This window comes from Endozoicomonas sp. 2B-B, assembly GCF_053470045.1.
The window spans coordinates 2599000-2619062 of record NZ_JBLZMU010000001.1 but is presented as its reverse complement, the minus strand read 5'-3'; the positions used below and the strand labels follow the sequence as shown (position 1 = coordinate 2619062).

General features: G+C 48.7%; 8 protein-coding genes. 6 read left to right on the top strand and 2 right to left on the bottom strand.

Translation table 11 applies throughout. The features are described 5' to 3' along the window. The first annotated feature begins 772 nt into the window (after positions 1–772). The 6 genes from ACOMHB_RS10800 to ACOMHB_RS10775 all read left to right on the top strand — a co-directional run bounded on the left by ACOMHB_RS10800 (position 773) and on the right by ACOMHB_RS10775 (position 18395). Positions 773–9646 carry a hypothetical protein gene (locus tag ACOMHB_RS10800; RefSeq protein ID WP_448216623.1) on the top strand — a complete coding sequence of 2958 codons (8874 nt, stop codon included), beginning with the start codon at positions 773–775 and terminating at the stop codon, positions 9644–9646. A gap of 367 nt (positions 9647–10013) precedes the next feature. After that, a complete protein-coding gene (locus ACOMHB_RS10795; protein WP_448216622.1) occupies positions 10014–12143 on the top strand; it encodes a type I secretion system permease/ATPase in 2130 nt (709 codons plus the stop codon). After that, positions 12136–13545 carry an HlyD family type I secretion periplasmic adaptor subunit gene (locus tag ACOMHB_RS10790; protein ID WP_448216621.1) on the top strand — a complete coding sequence of 470 codons (1410 nt, stop codon included), beginning with the start codon at positions 12136–12138 and terminating at the stop codon, positions 13543–13545. The genes ACOMHB_RS10795 and ACOMHB_RS10790 overlap by 8 nt, the downstream gene beginning before the upstream one ends. A 267-nt stretch (positions 13546–13812) precedes the next feature. Then, entirely contained in the window at positions 13813–15534 is a 1722-nt protein-coding gene (locus tag ACOMHB_RS10785) for a bifunctional protein-serine/threonine kinase/phosphatase (RefSeq protein WP_448216620.1), read from the top strand. A gap of 406 nt (positions 15535–15940) precedes the next feature. After that, positions 15941–17011: a hypothetical protein gene (locus ACOMHB_RS10780; protein WP_448216619.1), complete on the top strand. Its 1071-nt coding sequence runs from the start codon at positions 15941–15943 to the stop codon at positions 17009–17011. Positions 17012–17465: 454 nt separating this feature from the next. Then, on the top strand, positions 17466–18395 hold the full coding sequence (locus ACOMHB_RS10775; RefSeq protein WP_448216618.1) for a hypothetical protein: 930 nt from the start codon (positions 17466–17468) through the stop codon (positions 18393–18395). Between the two features lie 97 nt (positions 18396–18492). On the opposite strand, the gene ACOMHB_RS10770 is transcribed toward ACOMHB_RS10775, so the two are convergent. Both ACOMHB_RS10770 and ACOMHB_RS10765 read right to left on the bottom strand, forming a co-directional pair. Beyond that, a complete protein-coding gene (locus ACOMHB_RS10770) occupies positions 18493–18687 on the bottom strand; it encodes a DUF3955 domain-containing protein (RefSeq protein ID WP_448216617.1) in 195 nt (64 codons plus the stop codon). 398 nt (positions 18688–19085) lie between these two features. After that, entirely contained in the window at positions 19086–19943 is an 858-nt protein-coding gene (locus ACOMHB_RS10765; RefSeq protein ID WP_448216616.1) for a hypothetical protein, read from the bottom strand. Positions 19944–20063 lie beyond the last annotated feature (120 nt).

The following is a 20063-nucleotide window of genomic DNA, read 5'->3' as shown; positions in this document are numbered from 1 at the left end:
AGCATTTATTTTTTTATAAATCCAGTCATTGAACTAAGGATGTAAATCAAGCCACTGCGATAGACCGGAAAGATGCGCAGTTTCCGTGAGGAACATGGTGGAGTTCCGTACTACACTGCAGGATGCGGTTTTTGCGTATTTAGAGCTCTCTGATCACACCGTTGAAAAGTCAGGCATCACACCCGTTCGGGGAACCGTACGGGTTAATCTATCAGGTGTCATCATGCTAATATCCAAGAATATTCATTTCAGTATTGTCGGTCCTGTTAAAGGTTGGGAGATTAGTACTCTAACAATATGGGCAAGGGTGAACCCGCACCATACCCTCCATGTATGGGCCCCTCAACGTTTGATATACCAAAAAATTCTATATTCGTTGCTGTTATCTGAGATAAAAGCAGAAGCTATTGAAAAAGATTACCCCAGAGGTATTGCTCAGTTGAAACGCAGCATCTGGGATAAAATTGATAGCTTTTTCGGTGAAAACCGTGACATAAATAATTTGGATATAATGCATTCTGTTTTTTCAGATGGTGTAAAGAAGGAATTTCTCACCCAATGGAATAAAACCAACCATATATTAGATCAAATTGAAAGATCTATCAGTAAGGCTCTCATCCATAGAAGCCTGGATGATTTTGACGGACCGACCGATAAATTTATCAGGTACACTTTAGGCTTTGACAACACTTTAATAACCGAAAGATTTATAGGACTGCATCATCACTTCAAGCTTGGGGGAACATATATTGATAAAGGACTACTACCAAAAATGGATCCTGAACTCATTCAAAAAAGTAGCAATTTGCTCAACCCTATATCGGGGATGGCAGCAGGTGATGGGAGGGAAAAGCAGATCGAAAGGGCTGTGATACGTGCTCTTTTAGAAAAGATGTTTGCAGATGGAACTATTTCAGACCCTGACCCTTATTTTGAAACATACGACAAAGACCTGCCAAAAAAGGCATTCACTCTAATCAAAAGCATCATAAAACAAAGCAATATTGGGGATGTATTCAATAAACTTGAGGAATACGAACTAACGGACCACACCAGTAATAAATTATTTTTTAGCAAAGAAGTAAATTTTGAAGACAACATTATCCATGGATCTCTTTATGACTCACTCAAACCAATAATGGTGACATCTCGCACAAAAAACCCGGTAATCATACTACAACTCGATGAACTCTGTTTTATTCATAACACTGTAGAAGGTTTAAAAAAATCAAAAATAAACACAAAAGAACTCACAGCAAAGATAAAGGAGTATTTGAATCAATTCTATAGAGAAAAAACAATCAGTGTCTCCAGCGATGACATCAATAAAGTTGCAATCATGGCAACTAACCTTTTATATGATCCCGGGAAGGATGACTACCAGCTTATCGCCCAATTAGGTTATCAGGCCTTTGAAAGATTAAAAAATTACCAAATAAAAATAAAACCGACAATCAAGCTAACTGATGACTTCTCAGCAAACAATCCCTTCTATAACAGAAAACCCTACACCCCGGATATTGTCCAGTCAGTAATAGTACGGCAGCAGCCGTACGAAAAACTAATAATGATTCATGTTTCTGATAATCAGATCGACATGATCGATTCTTTAGAAAAGTGTCGTAAAGTTTATGATAACTACCGCACTGAAGACAGCAGCGTTTTGTACAACGCTGTTAATGTCGATTCAACGGAAAGAAAAAAACTTGAAACAATAAAAGGCGCTCGGATCACAAATATTGGCGAAGACACTAAAGTCATCATTACTGGAAACCTTCACTTCTTTGATACCAAGTTGAATGCAATTTCTCCTCTCTACACCAGGTACTTGGTGGAAAAGCTATCAACAGTCCTGCGAATGGTGATCCCCAGGCATACCACTGTACAAAACATAACGTTCTTGTTTGACAACTCTGCGCAAGACATTCCGGGCTCTGAAGGTTTACTGGATATTAGACAGAAAGATTATGTTGTCCCTGAAGTTTTGAGGGAGTTGGCCAAAGAGAGTATCCGTGCACATTCAGCTGTTGCGGTTCGAGAGTCGATGTCAGCAGGCGCTCCTCAGCAAACCACTAGTCGTGATCCTGATAAGCCGTCAACCTCGAGAGATACGCCCTATCCTGAACTCAACCGTATTGTTTTTACCCTGAACGACGACGATACCATTAAATATAAAGCCAGGTTCGGGTTGGCCTCCATTGACCCCGAAAGTCAGTTGACTTATGCCAGACCCGAAGGTGAGTGTACCGGTACCATAGCCGCAGGTAAGATTGTTGATGTCTTAAGCCAGGATGAGTCTTTTGTTAATTTAGAAGAAGATTCGATCAAAGCCTTAGACAAAATTCCATTTATCGGTGCCAACCCCGAAGGTCATTCTTCCTCTCAAAGACTCGAAGGTGAGCACTGTAACGAGATGGGAGATGACTTTAACGATCCCAGAAAAGATGCTCGAGATTATAAATTACAATTTAATTTCCAAGCCGCAATCTCTCATGGATTATGGGAAAATAATGGCAATAAAAAAGTTGCTTTCGTCAATCCGGATCACAGAAAAACTGATCGTTTATCAGACTCACTCTACCTGGCTGAGCATTCTTCCTCGTACAGTGAATGGCTTGCACGCTACAAAAGACGTTTTCCCGAGGCTCACGAAGTCGACCTGCTTGAGCGGGAAATGGACAAATTCAAGAGTGAAGAAGCGAAGGTCAAGGCCTTCGAAACCCTTAAAAGACGGATACAGGCAAAATCATACGATATTCACACTGTCGATCCTTTAACAGTAGAAGGTGCCGCCAGACTTAACGGGAGATACAAAAATGATTTCGACAACATCGATTTTCTCACAGTCGAGCTACCGGGGCCTTGTAACAGGCCTCGAAGATCAGCCGATACCAACAGCTGTGTCATCCGGCGTAAAGAACTGGCAAATGCCCTCCGTTTACTTTCCGGCTCCGATACCCAACTCTATCTTGGCGACGACAACGACAAAACGGATATCGCCCTGCTGAAAAGCTCCAACGAAGGTGAGCGCTGGCTGCAGGATTTTTTCACCCGGTTTCGTCGCCTGGAAGGCAAGGACGCATTAGCTCACACACGGGGCACTCACTCTGTCATTGCCCTGGACGACGCCTCGTTTGATTTCGCCCAAAGGCAAATCAAGAAAGGGACGCTGAGTGGCCAGCCCCTGTTGCTGAAAGCCACCCCCTCTGCCAGTTATGTGCTGCTCACACCCGCTGGCCGGGTTCAGTCGGCCATCGCCGGAGGAGAGGGCAACCACGTTACTGTCCTCGGCCGACCAGCTCGACTCATCGCTCATGCTTTGACGACACTGGTCGAATTTACCCCAGACTGCCGCATCGCCACCCTGACCGTCGGTGATCTTGCCAGCAGCAGCCAGCCTCGCGGAATCAAGGCCCTGAACGCCCTGAAAACCTTTATGACCCGTTCGCCCACCGACGGCAAACCCCTGGTGGGCGAACTGATTATCGAGCCCAGAAGTCGTAGTGCCCATGTCTTCAAACGACTGGTGAAGGATATCGAGCGCCTGATGCCAAAGGACCGCCCGGCGATTGAAACCCTTGTGCTACGCTCCCCGGCCACCCGGCAACCGGAGTACCGGCTGCTCCCCGGCGAAACGGCTGTGCTGATGTCGCCCCGGCCATCAGATGCAAAAGTCTCCCTCCGCTATTTGCCGCCCGGCCACCCTTCGGTTCCGGTGCAACCCCGGACTGAAGGCAGTCTCTCAGGTGTGGCCAGTGAACGGAGCGAATTCAGGCAGCGGCTGCTGGAGTTCGACACCGCCCTGAGGGACGTTAAAGCCGGGCACTCACTCCCCGACAGCATGGTCCCCCGACTGGATACCCTCCACAGGCGTGGCCGGGGCTGGCGCATGGACTTTTTGGAACCCGATACCCAGGCCCGAAAAAACATCCGGTTTACGTCCGGAGCCTTTGAACGCTTCCGCAGCTTTCTCCAGGGGCCAGATCATCAAGGGTTCCGAGTCAAAGGGAAAAAAACCTCCGCTGGAGGTCTGAAAAAAGCTGGTCGTTTTATGCCCTTGCTGGGTAGCGGAGTGCCGTTAGCCAGTCTCAACCTGACCGTCAATGAGTACGAGAAAGAACAGGACCCGGAAGTCAACAAACTCATGAAATCCAGGGTGATCTTCGAGTCGGTGGATACGGCAAATTCCACCACTTCTGAGTTTACCGGGCGGTACGGGGTCTTCATTGACAGTTTCATGCACCATGTCAGGGAAGTTTTTAATGGCTATTATAAGGAACAGTTAGAGGAGCTGGCCTCTAAAGGATTGCGGGACGTTCCGGCCAAGACTACACAGATCTTTGACCTGATTCACGCCCAACTAGACCCCGAAAGCTTCCTGGCCAACAACCAGACCCTCAATGCGTTGATGAGCGGGGATGGCAAAAATCTCCTGACCTTGAACATCCAGTCCATCAACCTGGTGAACCGAACCCTGACCTACGGTGGCGGCTATTCATTCCAGACAACCTTAATCGCCGGAAAAAAAGACGACTGGAAACCATGTAAGGACGAATCCGTTATACTTAACCATTTCAAACCATACTGCGCCAGCGACATTAACCGCATCGAATACTCTCCTGACACCTTTAACCTGATCAACGATGCCCTGACGACATTATGCAGGACGGAGTCGCGTTTAACCGGGTATCAATGCTCAGACGGGGTATTCCACAACCTGCGGCAGATGACCGGTAAAATGATCATCTTAATGCCTTCCGTACCCCCGTGGGAGGTCAAGCTCCGCTACACCCCCTTAGAAAATATCCTTTCAAGGAGTGCGCTGGACAGCAGCTCCCCCGGTTTGAAGCTTCTGGATGCCGTCAGCGACAGCAAGCTGAAATGGCTTTACCACAAAATAGTGAAAGACATCCGGTATACCGAGCTTGAGCGGCGTGGCTCCACTTATGTCCGCTCCGACCATTTCAGCTACGACCATAAATACCTTGGCCAGATGCTCACCAGTACCGACGGTTTGAAGTTCCGTCCGTCAACCAGCAGTCTGTATCTCGATAGCCACAATCACCTCGTCGTTTTTCGTCAGGTCTCAGACGAATTTTCCAGACTGCTGGGTTATGACCTGTATAGTCCTGCTAAAGGGGCCGGCAAGACCTACGTCCTGATGTCCAACGGTAACCACCTCATCCGCGTTCACCCCCGGGGGCAGACCTCTACCTGGGTGTTGAACTACGACGGGCGGCTCCCCTATGCCTGCATTAACGGATGGGGTGGAGGGGTGGAACGCTGTTCATCCGGGCCGACTGACAACCAAACCTGGACCCTCACACTAGGTGAGACCCGCTTCCAGTTTCCTAACCCGACGCCAGACACACCCTATAGAGTGATAGCTCAGGATACCAACGCCGAGTTTGAGTGGCTGCCGGACCGCAAAGTGATTCATCGCTTGTACGACACTGGCGAACTGAATCACAGTTCGTTAAGGGCCATGAAGCTGGAAGGAATAATGATCAACTACACCGGGGCCAGCCGTTTCCTGCCGCTGGAGCTGAAAGACTGCGACGCCTCACCCCGGATCCGCGCACGCTGTATGGCCGTTGCGCCGGAACAGTGGCTCACATCCCGGTTTGCGCCCAAAAAACCGAAGCTGCGGGCGATGGGCGGTGCTATTGACCCGTTACCCATGAAAGCTGATCCGCCCCCGCGAGTCGAGCAGAACCCGGCCTGGCTGCAACATAAGCAGGACTGTGACCGACAGGTCAATGAGTATCTTAAAAAACCTTACCGCTGCTTCCCTGACAAGCTGGGACTGGCAGAAGCGGACTGGGATCAGTTAGACCGGATCCGGCTCTGGTACGATACCCACCACAGCACGGTAATCCCGCTCGTTGCTCCCTCCGATGACCAGGTAGAACCACTCCAGGGAGGCCCGGACACTGGCTACTATTTTTTTGACTCCGCCAACGGCCAGGTGTTACTACAGACCACCGGAGTCCTGAACCGGGACATCAGCCACTTCCATGAGCTTGAGGTCAGCAAACATGGCGCCTTGTTTGGTAACCACGTATCAAAGACAGTGCCGAACAAAGATGAGTCACAATTGCTGGTGTTTGATGCCCCCTATTATTACCTGTTGACGGCCAGCCCGTCCGGTCAGCTGGCTCACCAGGTTATTGCGGCAGAAACACTGGATGGGCAGCTCAGCGTACCTCCTACCCCACCTGCAGCGACACCCGACACAACGACATCTGACGAGGAGCTGATTCCCTTGCGGATGGTCGATGAATACGACAGTCCACGCATACTTAGGACCGGTTTTTATGACGGTGCCACCCGAACCTATATTGCCTTCCTGAGCAGCCTGCTGGATGGCGGCCCGCTGATCAATAAGGACGACGGCAGCCGCTTCCGGCAGATCAATGAGCCAGTCCAGAAGACACTGCGCGAGGAGCACCTGCCGGTGCGCAAGGTGGTGCAGGGCTGGAGTGTTTACTACCTTTTGTTCAGCCAGCATTCCGGCAATCTGTATTACATAACTACTGTCGTCAAAAATACCAAGAGCGTCCAGCGCCTGAGCTCCGGTTTCCAGGTGATCCGCCCGGCGGGCGAGCGCCGGTCCCCGGCACAGATGGCCGACAACCGGATCTTTGCCCGTGTGCAGGCGCGCTCCGGCGGCCTTTTGGCTGATACCCTCAGTGGCTACCGGCTGTGGATACCAGACCAGGCCTGGGACAACACCCGGGTGGTCAGCGAAAACCTGTCAGTGGAGTCAGGACCCTTTGAGCACTGGGAAGTCAAGGCCACCGGGCAGACTGTCGCCAAGTCGAACGAGACCCTGAGTGTGCGCCAGTTCACCCCCCAATCCGGCGTGGTGATGGACAGCCTGAACCTGGGCCAGATAGTCAACCAGGTCTTCACCAAAGTAACCCTGAGACACCCCGGCACAGCCTGGACCACCGCCAGTGCCCGGGCATTCATCGGTGGGCTTAAGGAACGGTTGCGCACCTTGGTGGCAGAGGCCCGGAAGCAGTTTTCGGCAACGGTGGGACTGGTGCCGCTGAGACCGATCACCCCGATGACCGACCACCCCCTGCTAGGCGCGATCAGACAGTTGGACTTCAAGTACTTCCCAGGCCATGATACCCTGCTGGCGGCCAACACCCGAGACCGGTTTGAGGTCATGGTGAACGACGATGGCCAGCTGCTCGCCCTTTCAGACACCCGCAAACAGGAGGCTTTCGAGTTTTTCCCCCAGCCTGACCAGGGCGCCAAAGGCCATCCCTTTTGTGGCAAGGCTGCCGCCGTTCCGCTGACCGGGGTGCCCAACGAGTTCAACACCCTGATCTCCTGTCCCTGCAGTTACACCCTGCCCTATCTGCCCTATGACACCCAATTGCGAGGCAGTTACCAGTGGCAAGCCAGTGCTCAGGCATGGCGGGTCCAAACGCAGCAGGCCCAATACCTGGCCAACCGGGAGCGTCTGGCCCTGGTGGCCCTCGACCTCAGCCGGATGGGGCCCAGGAAAGCTTCCAACAGCCGAATGTTCAGGACCCGGCAGGATTTCAACCATGGCATGAGATCACTGCCACGAGACATTCGAGAGCGGATCGACACCGGACTGATCGACCTCAGGCTGCGCCCTGGCTATCTCCCAACCCAGACAGCCTGGATAGATTACCGGGGCCGATTTCCCGCACAACAGAGACTGTTGTTCGGCCTGCCTGACAAGGGGCACAGTGTTCAGCAACTGATTGGGCAAACTTCGGCCATCATGAAAGACCATCACTGGTACTGGTTCCGTCATTCAGCAGCTACAGTCGTTTATAGTAAGGATCAGCAAACGCTGTACCGGGTTAACCTCAGAGGTTACCAGTCTCTGGGTACTTTTAATGGGGTAGCTGTGATGGCCGAGGGTCTGCTGCTGTCAGGAACCCCCGGAGCCGACAAGATCAAACTGGAAACATTGCGGCTGGACACTTACTACCAAGAGCATCAGGTGGCCTTTGTCCGGAATGGTACCCGACAGCGGTTCGGGATCATGGTGGAGGGCCAGGGTGGGTCCGACGTGATTAAACTGGATGAGACAGACTTGTCATTTTTTGCCCGAATCCTCATCCATCCCGGCCTGGCTGAAGAAAGCATCACCAAGCACGACAGGGCACAAACCCGCATTGAACTGAATGTATCGGCCTTCCTCTTCCTTGCCTGGCGCCGGGGTCAGAACCTGGTGCTGTCCAACCGGCTTACCACCGGCGATGCCGAGATCGAGATTCAGCAGGTCTGGGCCAGACAGCACGACCAGTTCCTGCAACCCACAACGCTGGTGTTCAATGACCTTGAGCTGTCATTATCCGACCTGGCAGCACGGGTGACGGACTCAGGTCAGGGGGTCGTCCTGCCACTCACGGTGAGCAGCCTCGTCAGGAAGGAACGCCTCCGATTCATCAACGCCACAGCCAGCAATCCCCTGTACATCCAGCAGGACCAACCCGTAAAAATCGTCACCTACCAGGCGATGGACGGGATTAAACTGACACTGGAACCCCTGAACGCCACATACGTCAGACGTCAGGTGTTTATTACCGGCACAGGACAGTGGGGCTGGGAGCCGGGCAGTGTTCAGGTGAGCGGGCCGAAACCCGACAGCGGTTACCAGTCATGGCCGTTTCTACCCTCCGTAATCAGCTCGTCCGCCGTCGGTAACAGGACAGCGAGACTCTGGGGCAATAGCCGCAGTAATATTCTGTACCTTGGCGCCGACGCCCGACAGTGGTCACTCCGTGGATGGGGCGGTCATGACCTGCTGCTGCTGGGAACCTCAGGCAACATCGCAGCACGGCCAGAAGTGCTGGCAAACCGGGGCGACCAGTGTGACAACCGGAGGCTGGATACGCCCGGCAACAGCAGCCTGTGGCAAGCCATCCTGGACTGGACCCGCCCGCTGGTCGGCGGTGTTGGCAATGACGTCTATGACCTGCGGGCGTGCAGGCCAGCCCGCACAATCGACAGCCGTGGCAAGCATTATGTTCTACTTTCGTCCGGGTCTAAGGCGGATTTACGACGTTTGTCGGGTGATAACAGCACCGCACTGTTCTTTACCGACCTGACCCCGGAACAGGTGGCGTTCAGCCAGTGTAACCCGCAGAACCTCACCCACAACAACCACTCCCTGCCATTGGATAGCCAAACCTTCAGGATCATCAATACCCGCAACAACCAGACACTGGCACTGGTGAAACCGGACGTGCTGGCCAGCCTGCACTTTAAAGGTGGACAAGTCAGCCTGAACCCTATGGCTATGATCAACAGAAATGACAGTACGTCAGCCATGGACGACAGTGACGGGGGAGAGAATGAAGCCGTGACCTTTCTGAACAGGATCATTCGCAGGGGGCAACGGCTGGTGAATTACCTGTGCAGCCTGGCCGGAGGTGAGAAAGGCGACATTGAATCAGAGAGCGAGCGGCCATTAGGGGCAAGCCTGAATGATACGGAACTGTACCAGCACTACCAGCGACTTGTTCAGGACCTCAGTGCCCTATCAGGCAATCACAGTAGCGAGAGCCCGTCGTTTATTACATCGGCAAGCCAGGGAATGACACAAAACCTGACGACTCCGCTAAATTTGACGTTGATAAACCGGGGTTGAGTAAACAGGCTGATCAAGTCATTACGATAGTCCGGAAGTTTGTGTGCAAATTCTGTGAGGAACATGGCGGAGTTCCATACTACACTGCGTGTTGCGTTTTTTACGCATTTGAAGCCCTCTGTTTCAACATTCCCTGATGTTTATTGATATTGGGTGATGGCTGAAAAAAACAGAAGGGCTTTATTTATTTTTCAAGATCAATTTCCAAGGTTTCAATAATCAAGGTTTTCAATAGATTGTGTTTTTTGATGGGAACTAACCTACAGAAATGACCTTAAGAATAATTTTTTTTCAGGCTTTGTTTGTTTACACAAAGCTGGTTTGCACATAGTTCATTTGCACAAAAAAACATTGCAGGCAGTACACAATGGATCAACCCAACACGCACTCGGCAGCAAGTGCACTCGCTCTGCTGCTGAGATTCCATGAAAAAAACGTCGACATCAACTCGCTGATTCATGAGTTATCCGGCAAAGACGTCAGTATCGACTTAAGGGAACTTGTCAGGTTATCCCGACGCCTTGGCATGAAGGCCCGGAAGGTCAGAATTAAAAACAACCTTCATAAAGCCCCTCTTCCCTTTATCGCCCAGGGAAAAGATCACCAGTTTTTTATCATTGCCAATATCGATACAGATAAGCAGAACGCGATGGTACAATTTTTTGGTCAGCAGCCGTGTATTCTGAAACTGCCTGAACTCTGGAAAAAGTGGGATGGCAGCGCCCTTTGGATGACCCGGCGGTTTGATTTAGCTCACACCATGAAACGCTTTGGCATCAGCTGGTTTATTCCGGTGGTGATCAAATACCGTCGGGTATTGGGCGAAGTGGTTCTTGCCTCATTTTTCCTGCAACTGTTCGCCCTGATTACCCCGATCTGTTTCCAGGTGGTTATGGATACAGTGCTGGTGCACCAGGCCATATCCACCTTGAATGTTATTGCCATTGCCCTGCTGGCCATGTCGCTGTTTGAAGTGGCCCTGAGCACCTTGCGGATGTATCTGTTCTCCCACACCAGCTGCCGGGTGGATGTAGAGCTGGGCAGCCGACTGTTCGAGCACCTGTTGAAAATACCCATTGCCTATTTCAGTGCCCGGCCTGTGGGCCAGGTGGTGGCCCGGGTTCGAGAGCTGGAGAACATTCGGGCATTTCTTACCAACAATGCCATGACTCTGATACTGGATCTGTTTTTCACCATTGTTTTATTTATCGCCATGTACTTCTACTCATCCACACTCACCTGGGTCGTACTGGCTTCCATCCCGTTTTACGTTCTGCTTTCCGTACTGATCAGCCCAACCCTGCACAACCGCGCCAAGGAACTGTTTGAGCGCAGTGCCATCAACCAGGCCTTCCTGACTGAAGCAGTTACCGGCATGGAAACCCTGAAGTCAACCGCTGTTGAGCCAAGAATGCAGTCCCGCTGGGAGCGTTACCTGTCGAGCTATGCCAAAGCCAGCTTCAACAGCAGTGTACTGGGCACAGTAGGCAGCAACCTGGTGGAGCTGATTAACAAAATAGTCACCGTAGCCCTATTGTGGATTGGCGCCAAAGAGGTCATTAGCGGGCAACTGACCATTGGTGAGCTGATTGCTTTCAATATGCTTTCAGGCCAGGTCGCCCAACCGATCCTGAGGCTTTCCCAGCTCTGGCAGGAGTTCCAGCAGTTCCGGATATCCATTGCCCGCCTGGGTGATGTTCTGAACACCCCCCAGGAGCCACAGCAGAGTCTGGATAAACCACCCATAGAGGCATTGCAGGGTCATATCCAGATGGAGCGGGTCAATTTCAGCTACAGCTGCGAACTGCAGAATACCCTGAGCGACATCTCCCTGATAATTCCTGCCGGACAAACTATCGGCATTGTTGGCGAGTCCGGCTCCGGTAAGTCGACCCTGGCAAAACTGCTGCTGCGTCTGTATGTGCCAAACACCGGGAAAGTATTAATAGACGACAACGACATTGCGCTTCTTGACCCCTCCTGGTTGCGGCGGCAAATCAGCGTTGTGCTGCAGGAGAACACACTGTTCAACGGTACCATCCGGGAGAACATTGCCCATTCAGACCCCCTGCTACCAATGGAAGCTGTGATTGGTGCTGCCAAACTGGCAGGTGCCCATGAATTCATCACCCGTATGGCCCGGGGCTACGACACCGAGCTGGGTGAGCGTGGTACAGGACTGTCCGGTGGACAAAGACAACGGATTGCCATTGCCAGGGCACTGATCAGCGATCCGAAAATTCTTATTTTTGATGAGGCAACCTCAGCACTGGACTACGAGTCCGAACATGTACTGCAACAGAATATGGACGCCATTTCCGAAGACCGAACGGTGATCACCATTGCCCACCGGCTTTCAACCATCCGACATTGTGACCGAATTATCGTCATGAAAGATGGCAGGATTACCGAGGATGGCACCCACCATAGCCTGATTGAAATGAACGGCTACTACACCAGATTGTGGAACATCCAGTCAGGTAACCAAGATGATTAAACGACTCAAGCGTCTCTTCTCTGCTTTTCGTCCCAAAGAAGAAAACGAGTTCCTGCCCGCTGCGGTAGAAATCCTGGAGACCCCCGCTTCCCCCCTTAAGCACGTCTTAACCCTCGGTATCTGCCTGTTACTGGTGATTGCTCTGGTCTGGGCATGGTTTGGTAATCTTGATGTCGTCGTAGAAGCGGAAGGGCGTGTTATCCCCGACGGGTACTCAAAAAAAATCAGTCCCATACAGGTGGCCAGAGTCAGCACCATTTTTGTCGATGAGGGTAGTCGGGTCAAAAAGGGTGACAAACTTATTGAACTGATCCCCAACCCCACTGACTCAGAAAATAATACCCTGCAAACCGCCCGTGAAATTACCAGTGCCCAGTTGTCTGCCCTAAGAGAAAAAACCCTGCTCAGGATGGTCAACACCCCGGACCTTAACCAGCCGGTTTCCGTTAATCTGGAACAGGAAGCCGCCCTTGCACAGCTGGTTTTTGAGGTCCCCCCTGACGAACAGCGATGGTCGACAGAAAACAGCAACCTGACCAGTGAGCTGGATGCTTTTCTTTCGGCGGATAAAGCTATAGCAAAAACCATTGATGAGTTGTCTACGACCCTGCTGGTTGATACCGAAGAAATTGAACGTCTGCGGCTTCTACACCCTATTCATGACAAGCTGGCCACCATTACCCAAGGCCTCTATCAGAAAAAAATGATGTCCGAAGTGGACTGGCTGACACGACGGGAAAAACAGATTGACACCACTCAGCAACTGAAAGTCATGGTGCTGCGCCATAAGGAACACGAAGCGCGATATCAGGCTTTATTGGCCGAACGACAACAAAAGCGTGAATCTTTTATCTCGAACCATGTTAAGGAGTATCTGGGAGCGATCGAACAACTGGATCGTGCAGACAAGACGGGGCAAAAGGCGAACCAGCGAGAAAAAAACCAGATATTAATCGCACCCATCGATGGCATTGTCCAGCAAATTCAGACCCACTCCTCCGGGGATGTGGTTCAGCCGGGCCAGCCTGTTATGGTGATTGTGCCCACCAATATGCTGCTGATCGTTGAAGCCATCATTCTTAATAAAGACATTCGCTGGGTCAGGCCCGAGCAAAAAGTACAGGTAAAAGTCGAAACCTTTCCCTACACCCGCTATGGCTATCTGGACGGTCATGTCCGAAGAGTATCCAGCGACGCAATTAACGATGAACAAAAGGGCTGGGTTTTCCAAATCTATATTGATCTGGAAAAAGACTGGTTTCAGGTGGAAGATCTCAGGATCAGATTACAGCCGGGGATGATAGTCACCGCTGACGTTATTGTTAGCCAGCGTCGTTTACTGGAATACTTCCTGTCACCCCTGCTGCGTTATCAGAAAGAAACCTTCCGAGAAACCATGTAGGTCAATGTTAATGCAAGACCACAGCACTTCACGGTATTGTTATTGCATTTGACAGCACCTGCCAGCAATGGTTTTCTAGCAGCCTGTCGGACTTAAGCGTCCGTAGCGAGGATTGCAAGAAATTGAGGATAAAAATCTCTGTTTCTGAGGAGAATAGCGAGCTATTTGACGAAGAAACAGGGATTTTTAGACCAATTTATTGCAACCGCAGTAGGACAGTCTTAAGTCCGACAGGCTGCTAGGCGCCGGGAAACAGAAAAGAAGAATATGAAGCCGTTAAAAATGACCACAGCCGCTGCCAGCAGTGTCGGCGTCAAGGAAGAAAATCAGGACGCCTGGGTGGCGGAGGTGCCAGCAAACACCCATGTAATGCATAACAAAGGTGCTGTTCTGGCTCTGGCCGACGGCGTCAGCGCCTGTAGTGAAGCCCGTCGGGCCAGCCATACCTCTATCTCCAGCTTTACCTCTGATTATTACAGTACCCCGGATTCCTGGACGGCCCGTTATTCGGCCGCCAGGATTCTCAGCGCATTGAACCGCTGGCTTTATCAGCAGGGTCATACGGACCCCATGGATAAGGGCAGCTGGTGTACCACTTTTACCGCCATGATTCTGAAGTCAGCGACATTGCATCTGGTGCATACCGGTGACTCCAGAGCCTGGCGGATAAGAAATAATGAGCTGGAATGTCTGACCCGGGATCATACTGCCACTCTGGGTGGACGACAGTATTTAGGTCGGGCACTGGGCATGGCGCCTGATGTGGAAGTGGATTACAGATCAGAAGCTTTGGATGTCGGAGACATACTGCTACTGACCACCGATGGCATTCATGATTTTCTCTCACAGGATGCCCTCAAAAAGTGCTTTTCCGATCAAAGATCACTGGATGAAGTGGCACAACATCTGGTGGGCCTGGCATTAAAGAACGGCAGCCATGACAACCTGACCTGCGTCATCGGTCGCATTGATGAAGTCCCTGCCGGAGATGCTGGTGAAAACCTGGAAAGGCTTTCCCAACTGAGATTGCCACCAGATCTCTACCCTGGTCAGATACTCGACGGCTATCGTATTCTTGAAGAACTTCACGCCAGCAAACGCAGCCAGCTTTATCTCGCAGAAGATATTGGGCCTGAGGAAGTCGCTGCCCATCATGTGGTCATCAAAACCCCTTCTATCAACTATGAAGATGACCCCGATTACCTCGAAGGTTTTATGCGTGAAGAATGGATTGGTCGCAGAGTAAAACATCCTTCTATTATGGCAATCATGGCCCCCAGGCCAGGTCGGAAATTTCTTTACCATACCTGTGAATACATAAAAGGTCAGACCCTGCGCAGCTGGATGCAGGAGAACCCCAAACCGACTCTGACTCAGGTCAGGGATATTGTCGCCCAGATGATCACCGCTGTTCGGGGGCTGCACAGACTTCAGATTCTGCACCAGGATCTGAAGCCGGAAAATCTGATGTTTGACCAGAAGGGCCGTCTGAAACTGATTGATTTTGGATCAGCAAGAGTCGCGGGGGATTTGGAAAATCAGCAGGCTCATCACAGCGATTTACCCCAGGGCAGCAAAAACTATACGGCGCCGGAATACTTTCTGGACGGGGTTATCGACGAAAGAGCGGATCAGTTTGCCATTGGCGTGATGGCCTATGAATTGCTGACCGGTAAACTGCCCTACCCGGAACATTCAGGCAGCAGTATCAGGGTCAGACATTATCAGCATATGCAATACCGCCACGCCAACCTGTCTGACTCATCCATTCCTTCATGGATTGATTCGGCACTGGCAAAAGCCGTGGCTGCTGACCCGGCTAAACGATACCCTGCCCTGTCTGAGTTTTTGCAAGATCTCAAACAACCGAACCGTTCATTCAGGAACCACGACTTTCAGCCCCTGATAGAACGAAATCCGGTGTTGACCTGGCAGTTGATTGCGCTGTTACTTTTTATTGTCAATCTGATCCAGTATTTAAGCAGTTAAACCAGAGCGGGTTTTATACCAATCGAACTTTCTAACTCCCTATTGCGCTGAAGATTTGAGCCTTAATCCTGCGTTGCCGATCGTCGCCATAGCTAAGGCTATGACTCCTCACGCCGCCTTGTCTTAAGGCTCAAATCTCCATGCTCATCACGGGAGTTAGAAAGCACGATTGGTATTACATATGTCCGTGATTGTCTACACAACGCGAGAATGAGGTCTGATCCACTCGAGAGCTTTAAGTACCTGGCCAGTTGGTTTCGCATACCATCATGCATGTACTGACAGACAAAAACTTTGTTAGTTACACTTAACAACTTGTTATGAACTTCTTTTATAAATCTGATTCTAACTTACTCCTTTTATCCTGACTGGGTAAAGATAAATACTGGCTTTGGAGTAATAAGACATGGACGGTATCAATAAAAGAAATGAGTCATTCAATCCATTTCCACCAGAACCTAAGCAAGCTAAAACAGAGGAAACATCCACCGGTGTTATCATGGGTAGGGACGTCACAGTACGTAACAGTAGTGAACCTTCACTGCCTAAATCGCCCCTATTAGCCGATACAGGGAAATCAACTGTAACTCATGGAACATCGGTTGAAGAAACGACGCAAGCAATAGAGCGCTACCTGAAGGACAATTCTGGCAAAGAGTCACTGAACAAGCTTGGCATGACAGCGGAAGGGCGGATTGTCCGTTTGGCAGAGCAGGATGAATGCCATCAACCGAAACTGCGCCGAATGCTGGAACAACGGTTTACGGCCCTGCTACCCACGGCTAAAGGCAAGTCGTTATGGAAGCCGGAGGTTAAGAACACTTTAAGCACTGAATTTAAAACCCTTTTAAATTTCCGAAACCGAATCCGGCGGGACCGGCAGATCCGAAATCGGCTGATGGAGCTGGAGAAGCAATATGCTTCTGAATTTGAAAAACTCGATAAGCTGACCACAACCAAAATAACCGTCCTCGATGAGGCGATCACTAAAGGCAGCAATCAACCGGGCGAACCTTTTGCGCAATACATGTTTAAAAACGAGTTTACCCAAAGCCGCTGGGCATTTTCAGATAACCGCAAATCCGGGGCTATCAAGCCCAGAGACTTCTATATGAGCAATGTGATTGCCCGTCAGTTTAAGTTGAGTTTCGACAGTTTCGGATGGCTTCTGGAACTGCCAGAGATCATTGACCGGGAAACGATTACGAATCAGAAAACCATAGAGATCCTGTTAGAGCACAAAAAAGATTACGGCTCGGACGCTTTCAAGACAACCTTCCTGGAAACAACGGTAAACGGAAAGAGTACGGTTAATGTTGCACGGGATCTTGGACTGATTATTGAACGTATCACCGTTAGTTATCATCACAAGCTGGTGGAGAGGATTGATGAATCGATTACCGACAAAGAGGCGTATAAGTGGTTTGATGTGCATGTCCATGTCAGACCTGACGAAGCGCTGTACGACCCAGTATGAAAGTAATTCTCTGGTGCAGGTAGTGCCTTAATATCAGTAATTTTGTTGAGAGTTTTTTTCTGAGTGGTGTTCATAAGCCCTTGTGAAAAAATAGACACTATAGAAGGACACCGCGCTGGCATTCCGGCGCTAGAGCTACAACACCCTAAACCGGCAGAAACAGCTAAAGCAGTTCGTAAAGATAAAAGTGGCATACGTACATTTGTGCATAGCAAGAAGATCTTTCCTTCGTAGGCAATGAGAATAATGATTTTCATGTGAAGCCCTTCCTGATTTAGAAGCATTTAATGGATGTCCTATTTCCCCTTACTTCCCCTTACTTCCCCCTTCCTATTTCCCCTTTTCGCCGCATGAACGCCTGACTCCAATGCTGCCGTTTCACGATCTCTGGTAGTTTGAAACTATTTCATTTTTTTAATGTCTAATACAATATACACAGTATGGAGATGAAGTTATGTTGCTCAGAATAATAGTTTTATTATACTTATTTCCTTTTTTACTTAGTGCAGATGCCTCTGCGCTACGACCAACTTACGTAATGGTTTTTCATGAAAATTATTGTAAAAACTATAATAGTGCGATTCAACATTATATGGATAGCCTGGAGTTAAACGGGTATTCCGCATTTCATTTTTGCACTGACACTGTTGATATAAATGAGCTAAAAAAACGAATCAACTATAATACCGAAAAGAGAAAAGTGAGTTTATCCGAGATAAAAGGAATTAATATCTTTGGCCCAATCACTTCCACTAAAGTAATCGATTATCTTAAACCCTATGGCCTCTCATTTTACCCTACCACAACTTTAGCGGCTGATAATATTGAGTTAGTTTTACGGAAAAATACAGTAATCGATATTAAAACTGAAAAGTATAAATCTCCCGTTATTAAACGATGGGTGTCACATATATTTGCATCACCCAGTGAAATTAATACAGATATATCTACAACACTGTATGCTTTTTCAGATAAGCTGGCTCGGCATGGAAGTATTTCCGCTGGAGAAATTTTCAAAAACAATCTAAAGAATAATTTTTCGAATTACAGAACAATCGAGTATTATAGCTTCCCTCGCGGTGAAGGAACTGCAATAATAGGAATGACATCTTTTCCTGTCCTCTGGACCATTTCCGGACTTGCTCGCATGCGAGAAGGTTACGGTTTCTGGAAGCGATATCAAACCTTCGGTGATTATTTTGGCAGCTCTCTTCTTATAGGCTTAATGTTAGGGCTTGAAGCATACTCAATAAATAGTTATTTATATACTCAATATTACCTACCTGATGACAATCGATGGAAAAAAGTCTTATTGACAAAATCGTTAGCTATTGATGGTTTTCTCGATACTTATACCGAGCAACATAACCATTTCCATTATTGACAAATATTACTTTGAGAAGAAATGACAAGTACCTAAAGTAATGAGAGGCATTTTTTTTCGCAAGGTTAGGTACTTATGACAATTATTTATTTTTAGCTCATCCTGGCTTAGAAAAACTGATAGCAAACGCCACCAAAGCCAACAGTTGAAAAATCCAGAACAATGGGAGAAAACCGAATGACTCGGTTAGTATTCCGTTGTGATTTACGTATGCACCGACAGAGTAGTAGACGACTAAGCAGCCTATGCCACATAAGCTCAAGATCAGACTTATCTTATATTTACGGAACATAAAAACCTCAACGCTCTAACCTTTCGATGTTTAAGCTTCTGCTCAAAAAAATGATTCTCGATTATCTTAAAGTAGCTATTAATTATGATTCTATCACCAACCATTGTGAACCGCCGGTGTAAAGAAGCTATTATCGGACGCTGTAGATAAATACCAGAAACCTCTGGCCATCCAATTTTTTCGCTTTACTATCTACTTACTCCTCGCTTTTGACAAGAACATCTTTATACTTTTCATGATGTACCACCCTGTGTTTTTAACATCAGAAACTAAAAATAGCTCATTTTTTTCACTTTGCCTTTTAACTTGATACCAGCAGTCATTACCGAAGCAGTTTTTGCATTGAGTGCACCAAAACTTTTTTGGAGTACCAGGCGTGCCGCAGATAACCAGAAGGCTCAGTCATTTCCTTCAAAGGTTATTTGTTTTGAATAATATTCAGGCGCTAATCTAACGATCCTCACTGAGTCTGAAGGGTATGACTCCTGAGCAGCTGACAATGACTGAAAAAATATATCACACACTCCATGTTTGCTTATATACCTTCCATCTCCTATGTAAAAAAGACTATGAACTAAACTTTCACCTGATAATAATTGAACGATGTCTCCCCAGCGTACTTTTTCCTGATCGAATTTTTGAATAGATACAAATGAAAGCTTTTCATACCAGCCATTGAAATTTTGACTTATTTGTTTATCCATCCCAAATGCCAGGTAATTAACAAATTGATGACATAAACCACTCACAACACTTCCCTGATCTTCAAAAAAATAAAAAGTTTTACAAACATTCTCAAAGCCGTGCGTAAAGATATCTGACAATCTTTTTTTTACTTGCTCCCGATAGCATAAATCAAGATTTACTTCTTCGCTCAAAGGCAAAGACACTGAAAAGTCTTTTTCTGAAACAGGGTAATCCGGACTTAATCTATAATGCTTTACCCCATTTAAACTAAACGGAAAAACATGCATTTTTTTAACCCCGGAATTTTTTTCAACATTGAGATTTTCAGCGTAATGTTCTTCAAGATACCACTTTACTACGTAGCGCTCTTCATCAAGAAAACGAAAATCATTAGCAAAATCAACCTTTCTTTCTGATAATAATTTTGTTTCAACCTGTGCCTGGTAACGTTGATCAGAGCTAACTTGATTAACTCCTAACTCTTTAGCGCCTGACTCTTTAGCTTCAGTACTTTCTGATTGAATTGAAGCCAGGTTGAATTGTAATTGCATTTCTGTCATTGAGTTCATTGTTAAGTACCTGTCCAGTTGGTTTCGCATATTCTGGCGAGTGGATTTTTTCATCCTTCAAGGCGCAACGACGGGCGCGTAGCCATAGCTACGCAACCAGAGTTGGAACGCAGAAGGATG